At 72.0% G+C, this 644-nt stretch carries 1 protein-coding gene; it reads left to right on the top strand.

Annotated features, from left to right (window positions below; genetic code table 11):
* On the top strand, positions 1-644 hold a 644-nt coding region (locus IEZ15_RS44220; RefSeq protein WP_229846621.1), incomplete at both ends, for an AMP-binding enzyme.

Raw genomic sequence — 644 nt, 5'->3', positions numbered from 1 at the left:
CAGGCCGTCGTGGCCGCACACCCGCAGGTCGCCCGGGCCGCTGTCGTCGCCCGCGAGGACGTGCCCGGGGACACCCGGCTCGTCGCCTACGTCGTACCGACCGAGGTCCACAGCAGCCGACTCCCGGAATCCATACGGCAGTTCGCGGCCGAGCGGCTCCCCGATTACATGGTCCCCTCGGCCGTCGTCACCCTGGAAGCCCTGCCCCTGTCGGTGAACGGCAAGCTCGACCGCAAGGCGCTTCCCGCCCCTGACTTCGGCGTCCTCTCCGGTACGGGACGCGGGCCGGCCAACGCACGGGAAGAGATCCTCTGCGCGGCCTTCGCCGAGGTCCTGGGCCTGGAGAACGTGGGCGTCGACGACGACTTCTTCCGGCTCGGCGGGCACTCCCTCCTCGCGGTGCGCCTGGTCGAGATCCTGCGCACCCAGAACGTCTCGGTCTCGATGCGGGCCCTCTTCGACGCCCCGACCCCGGCCGGAGTCGCACTCTCCGTCGGCGCCGAGCAGGCCGAGGTCCCGGACAACCTCATCCCGGCGGACGCCACCGAGATCACGCCCGCGATGCTGCCGCTGGTCGACCTCACGGCCGATGACGTCGCCCGGATCGTCGCCACCGTCGAGGGCGGCGCCGCCAACGTCAAGGA

The organism is Streptomyces atratus (assembly GCF_014648655.1).
In the GTDB taxonomy this organism is placed as follows: domain Bacteria; phylum Actinomycetota; class Actinomycetes; order Streptomycetales; family Streptomycetaceae; genus Streptomyces; species Streptomyces atratus.
This window is presented reverse-complemented; position numbering and strand designations above follow the sequence as displayed.